Annotated in this window: 5 protein-coding genes and 1 tRNA gene; 5 read left to right on the top strand and 1 reads right to left on the bottom strand. The window is 68.0% G+C overall.

The window, feature by feature from the left end:
- Window positions 1-147 precede the first annotated feature (147 nt).
- Together ACLFQI_RS10310 and ACLFQI_RS10305 are read left to right on the top strand one after the other, a co-directional pair.
- A tRNA-Pro gene (locus tag ACLFQI_RS10310) sits at window positions 148-224 on the top strand.
- Between the two features lie 73 nt (window positions 225-297).
- Window positions 298-2,802 carry a carbamoyltransferase HypF gene (locus tag ACLFQI_RS10305; RefSeq protein ID WP_410759077.1) on the top strand — a complete coding sequence of 835 codons (2,505 nt, stop codon included), beginning with the start codon at window positions 298-300 and terminating at the stop codon, window positions 2,800-2,802.
- A 133-nt stretch (window positions 2,803-2,935) separates the two neighbouring features.
- Here the strand turns inward: ACLFQI_RS10305 and nadB are convergent, their stop codons facing one another.
- Window positions 2,936-4,612, bottom strand: a complete 1,677-nt coding sequence (nadB, locus tag ACLFQI_RS10300) for an L-aspartate oxidase (protein WP_410759075.1) — start codon at window positions 4,610-4,612, stop codon at window positions 2,936-2,938.
- A 185-nt stretch (window positions 4,613-4,797) separates the two neighbouring features.
- Between nadB and rpoE the strand changes: the two genes are divergently transcribed.
- The 3 genes from rpoE to ACLFQI_RS10285 form a co-directional block, all read left to right on the top strand.
- Window positions 4,798-5,376: an RNA polymerase sigma factor RpoE gene (gene rpoE, locus ACLFQI_RS10295; protein ID WP_410759073.1), complete on the top strand. Its 579-nt coding sequence runs from the start codon at window positions 4,798-4,800 to the stop codon at window positions 5,374-5,376.
- Window positions 5,377-5,438: 62 nt separating this feature from the next.
- Window positions 5,439-6,041 carry an RseA family anti-sigma factor gene (locus ACLFQI_RS10290; RefSeq protein ID WP_410759071.1) on the top strand — a complete coding sequence of 201 codons (603 nt, stop codon included), beginning with the start codon at window positions 5,439-5,441 and terminating at the stop codon, window positions 6,039-6,041.
- Window positions 6,028-6,803 (top strand): sigma-E factor regulatory protein RseB domain-containing protein (locus tag ACLFQI_RS10285; RefSeq protein ID WP_410759069.1); only part of this gene is annotated, 776 nt, incomplete at its 3' end. The genes ACLFQI_RS10290 and ACLFQI_RS10285, both read left to right, overlap by 14 nt.

Below are 6,803 nucleotides of genomic sequence, written 5' to 3'. Positions count from 1 at the left end.
AGCGATGATCGCCCATGCAGCGCAACACAGGGCCTATTGGCATCCAGACCTTCGCCAAAATTCGCCCTTGGGTCGTGGCATCTACCGGCCGCTTCCCTGTCGGCGACATTGACCTGCATCGTCTTCGGGGTTAAGCTGATCAGCTTTCCGGGCGTAGCGCAGTCTGGTAGCGCACCACAATGGGGTTGTGGGGGTCGCAGGTTCGAATCCTGCCGCCCGGACCATCTTCACAGCACGCGGTAACGGCTTCGCGGTTACCGCGTTTTTTCTGCGCGCCAGCAACGCGCGCGCGAGAGCATGTCGAATACCCAGTCCTCCAGTCAGCGACTGCGTCTGCACACCGAGACCGAAGGCGAGTCGATCCGGGTGCGCGGCCAGGTGCAGGGAGTTGGCTTCCGGCCAACGGTCTGGCGCCTGGCGCGCGCCGCCGGTCTTGCCGGCGATGTCTGCAACGACGGCGCGGGCGTGCTGATCCGGCTCTGGGGCACCAGTGCCGAGATCGATGCCTTTTGCCACGCGCTGATGATCGAGTGCCCGCCGCTTGGGCGCATCGATGGCATCGAGCGCCGAGCTTGCGAGGGAGCGGCACCGGAGACCTTCAGCATCGTCGAGAGCAGGGCCGGGCTGGTGCGCACCGGCGTCGTCGCCGATGCCGCGACCTGCGCACGCTGCGCGGCCGAAATCGCCGATCCCGGCGATCGCCGTTATCGCTATCCGTTCACCAATTGCACCCACTGCGGGCCGCGGCTGAGCATCGTCCGCGCCATTCCCTACGATCGCGCCAACACCAGCATGGCGGCGTTCGAGCTGTGTCCGGCCTGCGCCGCCGAGTATGCCGATCCGGCCGATCGGCGCTTCCATGCCCAGCCCAATGCCTGTCCGGTCTGCGGGCCGAGAGTCTGGCTGGTCGATGGCGCGGGATCCGACCTCGCAACGGCCGCCCCCGCAGCGTCCGATGACGCCCCGGGCGATGCCATCGAGGCCGCAAGCCGGCTGCTCGAACGCGGTGCCATCGTCGCGATCAAGGGGATCGGCGGCTTCCATCTGGCCTGCGATGCGACCAACCCGGAGGCCGTGGCCGCGCTGCGCGAGCGCAAGCGGCGCGCGGCCAAACCCTTTGCGCTGATGGCTCGGGATATGGACGTGGTGCGCGCGGTCTGCGCGCTGAGTCCGGCCGAGGCCGAGCTGCTGAGTTCGACGGTGGCGCCCATCGTGCTGTTGGAGCCCGGTCCTGCTGGCGCCGCAGAGACCGCGCGAGCAGGTTCCCCGGAGTCGTCAAATTCGCCAGCTTCGCCAGCTTCGCCAGCTTCGCCAACTTCGCCAACTTCGCCAGCTGCGGGCATGCGCGCACCACTGCCGATTGCGGCCGCGGTCGCACCGGGCCAGTCCGCCCTGGGGTTCATGCTGCCCTACAGCCCGCTGCATCGGTTGCTGCTGCGGGATTGGGACCGGCCATTGGTGATGACCAGCGCGAATCTGAGCGACGAACCGCAATGCATCGATAATGCCGATGCGCTGACGCGACTGGCCGGTATCGCCGATGCCTGGCTGCTCCATGATCGCGAGATCGTCAATCGGGTCGACGATTCGGTGGCGCGCGTGATCCAGGGCCGCGCGCGCTGGCTGCGGCGGGCGCGCGGCGCGGCGCCGACGCCACTGACGCTGCCGGCCGGTTTCCTGGCCGCGCCCAGGGTGCTGGCGCTCGGGGGCGAGTTGAAGAACAGCCTCTGTCTGCTCAGCGAGGGGCAGGCGACCCTGTCGCAACATCTCGGCGATCTCGAGGAGGCGCGCACCGCGCGCGAGTTCGAGCGCACGGTGGAACTCTATCAGGCGCTGTTCGAGCATCAGCCCGAGATCGTCGCCGTGGATGCGCATCCGGACTACCGCTCATCGGCGCTCGGGCGCCGGCTGGCCGCCGAGACCGGCGCGCGGTTGGTCGAGGTGCAGCATCATGCCGCGCATCTGGGTGCGGTGCTGGCGGATGCCGAGTGGCCGCTCGACGCCGGTCCGGTCATCGGGGTGATCTTCGATGGTCTCGGCTATGGCGCGGATCGGACGATCTGGGGCGGCGAGTTCCTGCTCGGCGACTATCGCCACTGGCAGCGGCTCGGCCATCTGCGCCCGTTCAGCCTGCCCGGTGGCGAGCGTGCCATCCGTGAGCCTTGGCGCTGCCTTTATGCCCAGCTCGAACACAGCCTCGGCTGGGCGCATTGCGTTGAGCGTTGGCGCGACCTGGAGCCATTGCGGGCGCTGCGCGAGCGACCGATCGCCCTGCTTGCGGAGATGATCCAAAAGGGCGTGAATGCGCCGCGCACGACCTCGGTCGGGCGCCTGTTCGATGCGGTAGCGGCCGCGCTCGGGATCTGCGTGGACGGCATCGCCTATGAGGCACAGGCCGCGATCGAACTCGAAACCCTGGCGCGGCGCGCGTTGGGCGAGGGCGGCTATGCGTTCGCGCTCGATCAGCGCGCTGCGCCTTGGCAGTTGGACCCGACGCCGATGTGGTCGGCACTGCTCGATGATCTGGCGGCGCACGTGCCGGCGGCGGCGATCGCCGCGCGTTTCCATGTCGGTCTCGCCGAGGCCATCGCCGCGCTAGCGGCAGGCGTGGCACGGCGACAAGGGGTGGAGACGGCCGCGCTCTCGGGAGGGGTGTTCCAGAATCGCACGCTCTTCGAGGCGACACTCAAGGCCCTGGGCGAGCGCGGTCTGAAGGTGCTCACGCACACGCGCGTGCCGGCCAACGACGGCGGTCTCGCGCTCGGGCAGGCGGTGCTCGCCGCGGTTGCGCCACGCGCCTAGCGGCGGCGGACGCGTCTCGCAGCATTCAGGGAGCCGCGCGACCTGCGCCGGACACGCCACCTCGCAGCCCAAAGGCGACGGGTCGTTCGGGTCCGCGCGTCAGGGCGAATGGCGCCATGGCGCAGGTTCGCGCTCAGTCAAGGCGCGCGCGAGCGGCCCAGTCTCCACTGCGGGGCCGATAGCGGTTCGGGATCAGGATCGTCGGGCGCAGTTGGCTCGGGTCCTGTTGCGGAAAATCGAGCGTGTAGTGCAGGCCCCGGCTCTCGCGGCGGCGTTGTGCGGACTGGATGATGAGATCGGCGACCTCGACGAGGTTGCGCAGTTCGAGCAGATTGGTCTCGACGCGGAAATGGCTGTAGTGCTCGATGATCTCCTGGCGCAACAGGTCGACCCGACGCTTGGCGCGCTGCAAGCGCTTGTTGGTGCGCACGATGCCGACATAATCCCACATGAAGCGGCGCAGTTCCTCCCAGTTGTGCGAGATCACCACCTCTTCATCGGGTTCGACGACGCGGCTCGCGTCCCAGGCGGGAACCGCGGGCGGCGGGGCCCAGTCGCTCGCCAGCTCGGCGATGTCCTGGGCCGCGCATTCGGCGAAGACCAGGCATTCGAGCAAGGAGTTGCTGGCCATCCGGTTGGCCCCGTGCAGTCCGGTGTAGGCGGTCTCGCCGATCGCATAGAGGCCCGGCAGATCGGTGCGCGCGTGGGCGTCCACCAGCAGCCCGCCGCAGGTATAGTGGGCGGCGGGCACCACCGGGATCGGCTCGCGGGTGATGTCGATGCCGAGTTCGAGGCAGCGCGCGTGGATGGTCGGGAAGTGCGCGGCGATGAAGTCGGCCGGGCGATGCGAGATATCGAGGTGGACGAATTTGCTGCCGGTGCGCTTGATCTCGTGGTCGATCGCGCGCGCCACCACGTCGCGCGGGGCGAGTTCGGCGCGCGCATCGAAGCGCGGCATGAAACGATCCCCATTGGGCAGGGACAGTATGGCGCCTTCGCCACGCAGGGCCTCGCTGATGAGGAACGACTTGGCCTTGGAGTGGTAAAGGCAGGTCGGATGGAACTGCATGAATTCCATGTTCGCGACCCGGCAGCCGGCGCGCCAGCCCATGGCAATGCCGTCGCCGGTGGCGACGTCCGGATTGCTGGTGTAGAGGTAGACCTTGCTTGCGCCGCCGCTGGCGATGACCACGAAGCGGGCCTGGAAGGCCTTGACCTGATTGCTGCGATGAGCGAGCAGATAGGCGCCGAGCACGCGGTTGCCCGGGCCGCCGAGCTTGCGCTCGGTGATCAGATCGATCGCCGCGTGATGTTCGAACAGCTCGACGTTGGCGCGCGCGCGCACCAGGTCGGTGAGCGTGGTCTCGACGGCGCGGCCGGTGGCATCGGCGGCGTGGATGACGCGGCGATGGGTGTGGCCGCCCTCGCGCGTCAGATGATAGCCGCTGGAGCTAGCCGGACTGTCGTCGCGGGTAAACTGGACGCCGGCGTCGAGGAGCCATTGGATGCTGTCCGGGCCGCGCTCGACCACCCGCCGCACGATCGCCTCGTCGCAGAGCCCAGCGCCCGCCTTGAGGGTATCCTGCACATGGGCGTCGATGGAGTCGGTGGCGTTGAGCACCGCCGAGATGCCGCCCTGGGCATAGAGGGTGTTGCCTTCCTGGAGTTCGCGTTTCGAGACCACGGCGACCGATAGGTGGGGCGGAAGCCGCAGTGCGAGACTGAGACCGGCGGCGCCGCTGCCGATGATGAGAACGTCGTGGCTGTTGAGGTTGGGCATGGTGGCGGGCTTCTCTGTCGGCTTGTCCATGCATCGGTATGGACAAAGATTAGGCAAGATCGGTTTGGCTCGGCAAGTCTACGGGCAATGCATGCCGCGTCGCATCGCCTTGCGATACGTCAAGGCGCGATGCTCTGAACATAGAACTTTCATCGAAGGGGTGGTGTCAATGCGCCAGGTGAGCAGGGACCGACGAGCAGCAGGGGGCGGAGCGCGTGTCTGAGCGCGAGGTCGATCAAGCGCTCGTCGAGCGCGCGCAGGCCGGCGATCGGCGGGCGTTCGATTTGCTGGTCTTGAAATACCAGCAGAAGATCGCCGCGCTGATCGGGCGCTATCTGCGTGACAGCGCCGAGGTCCTGGACGTGACCCAGGAGGCGTTCTTGAAGGCCTACCGCGCGCTGCCCGGATTTCGTGGCGAGTCGGCGTTCTATACCTGGATCTACCGCATCGCCATCAATACGGTGAAGAACCACCTGGTCGCGCAGAACCGGCGACCGCCTGGGGATGACGTCGAGGCCGAACTCGCCGAGCAGATGGACATGGGCGCGCGGCTGCGCGACACCGCGACCCCGGAGCGCGAGGCGCTCAGCGCAGAGATCGCGCGCACCGTGCAGGATGCGCTGGATGCGCTCCCCGATGATCTGCGCGCGGCGATCATGTTTCGAGAGATCGATGGCATGAGCTACGAGGAGATCGCCACGGCGATGGAGTGTCCGATCGGAACGGTGCGCTCGCGTATCTTTCGCGCGCGGGAGGCGATCGATAAGCGGCTTAGGCCGCTGCTCGAGGGTTGATGGTCGCGCGTTGCCCCGAGCCGAATCCGCATCATGAACGACTGACGAGCGAAGGCGACAGCATGACAACAGCAACACCGGACCAACGGCATCTCGCGGCATTGCTCGACGGCGAGCCCGGTCGTGGCGAGATCGAGGTCGCGATCGCGGCGTTCGAGCAAGAGGCGTCCCTGCGCGACCGCTTCGAGCGCGGCCTGCTCATTGGCCAGGTGCTGCGCGGCGAGGCGGTGCTGCCTGCGGCGCGGACCATCGGCGCGCGGGTGTCGGCGGCGCTCGCCTCCGAACCATCGGTGCCGCGCCGCCCGCCGCGGCCGCCGCGCGTCTTGCCCTTCCTCGACCGACCCGCGATCAATCGCGCGGCGATCGACCGACCGGCGGCGGCCTTGGCCATCGCCGCCAGTCTGGTCGCCGTGGCCATCCTGGTCGGTCCGGGACTCTTGCAAGGCCCGGACATGGTGCCGTCGACCCCGGCGTTGACTTCCGAATCGGCGGCAATGGGCGCGCAACCGGAGGCCGGGGTGGTCGAGCGCTGGGCGATCGAGGAACCGGTCGGGTCGACCGCCCTGGATGCCCTCTTGGTGGATCATCGCGAGCGTGTCTCGGCCTCCGGGCTGACGGGCTTTATTCCCTATGCCGCCGTGGTTGGTCAAAATGGTCTGCGTTGATCCGCTGTGGGGGCTGTTACCGCGCGCACCACGCTTGCTCATCGTCGTTGTCGGGGTCTGGCTCGCCTGTCCGCTCGTTGCCGCCGAGAGCGAGCAGGAACCTTCTGCGGTCGAACTGCTCGGTCGCATGGCAAAGGCGCTCTCGGAGCGTGAGTACGAGGGCACCCTGGTCTACCTCAATGGCCATCGATTATCGACGCTGCGCATCGCGCATCGCATCGATGAGGGGCAGGCCCGAGAGAGCCTGTTGGCGCTGAGCGGGCCGATCCGGGCGGTTGCCCGCAGCCATCAGTCGGTCACCTGCGTCCTGCCTGACGCGCGCGCCATCTCGATTCCGCGCCATGGCGTGTCAGCGTCGACGCTGCATCCAGGCACGCTCGACCTCGAACGGCTGCGCACGCATTATCTGCTCCATCGGCTCGGGCGCTCGCGAGTCGCTGGCCGCGACACCCAGGTGGTGGGTATTATTCCCAAGGATGATCTGCGCTACGGCTATCGTTTCTTCGTCGACGAGGATACCGGCCTGCCGTTGAAAACCGATCTGATGAACAGCGCGGCGATCCCGATCGAGCAGGTGATGTTCACCGAGATCCGGTTCCTTGACGAGGCCGACGCGCAAGCGGCGTCTGTCGGCAAGGCGGGGAGCACGCGCGCGCGCGCGGCAGCGAGCGCCCAGCCGCCCTCGGCAACGCCGGCTGGTGCCGCGCAAGCGGTTGATGCGAGCCCTTGGCGCTTTACCGCGCTACCCGCTGGCTATCGGCT

The sequence above is a fragment of the Halochromatium sp. genome (assembly GCF_046541315.1).
In the GTDB taxonomy this organism is placed as follows: Bacteria; Pseudomonadota; Gammaproteobacteria; order Chromatiales; family Chromatiaceae; genus Lamprobacter.
This window is presented reverse-complemented; position numbering and strand designations above follow the sequence as displayed.

Coding starts and splice junctions, on each gene's coding strand:
- ACLFQI_RS10305 (WP_410759077.1), top strand. CDS start 298: ATGTCGAATACCCAGTCCTCCAGTCAGCGACTGCGTCTGCACACCGAG.
- nadB (WP_410759075.1), bottom strand. CDS start 4,612: ATGGACAAGCCGACAGAGAAGCCCGCCACCATGCCCAACCTCAACAGC.
- ACLFQI_RS10290 (WP_410759071.1), top strand. CDS start 5,439: ATGACAACAGCAACACCGGACCAACGGCATCTCGCGGCATTGCTCGAC.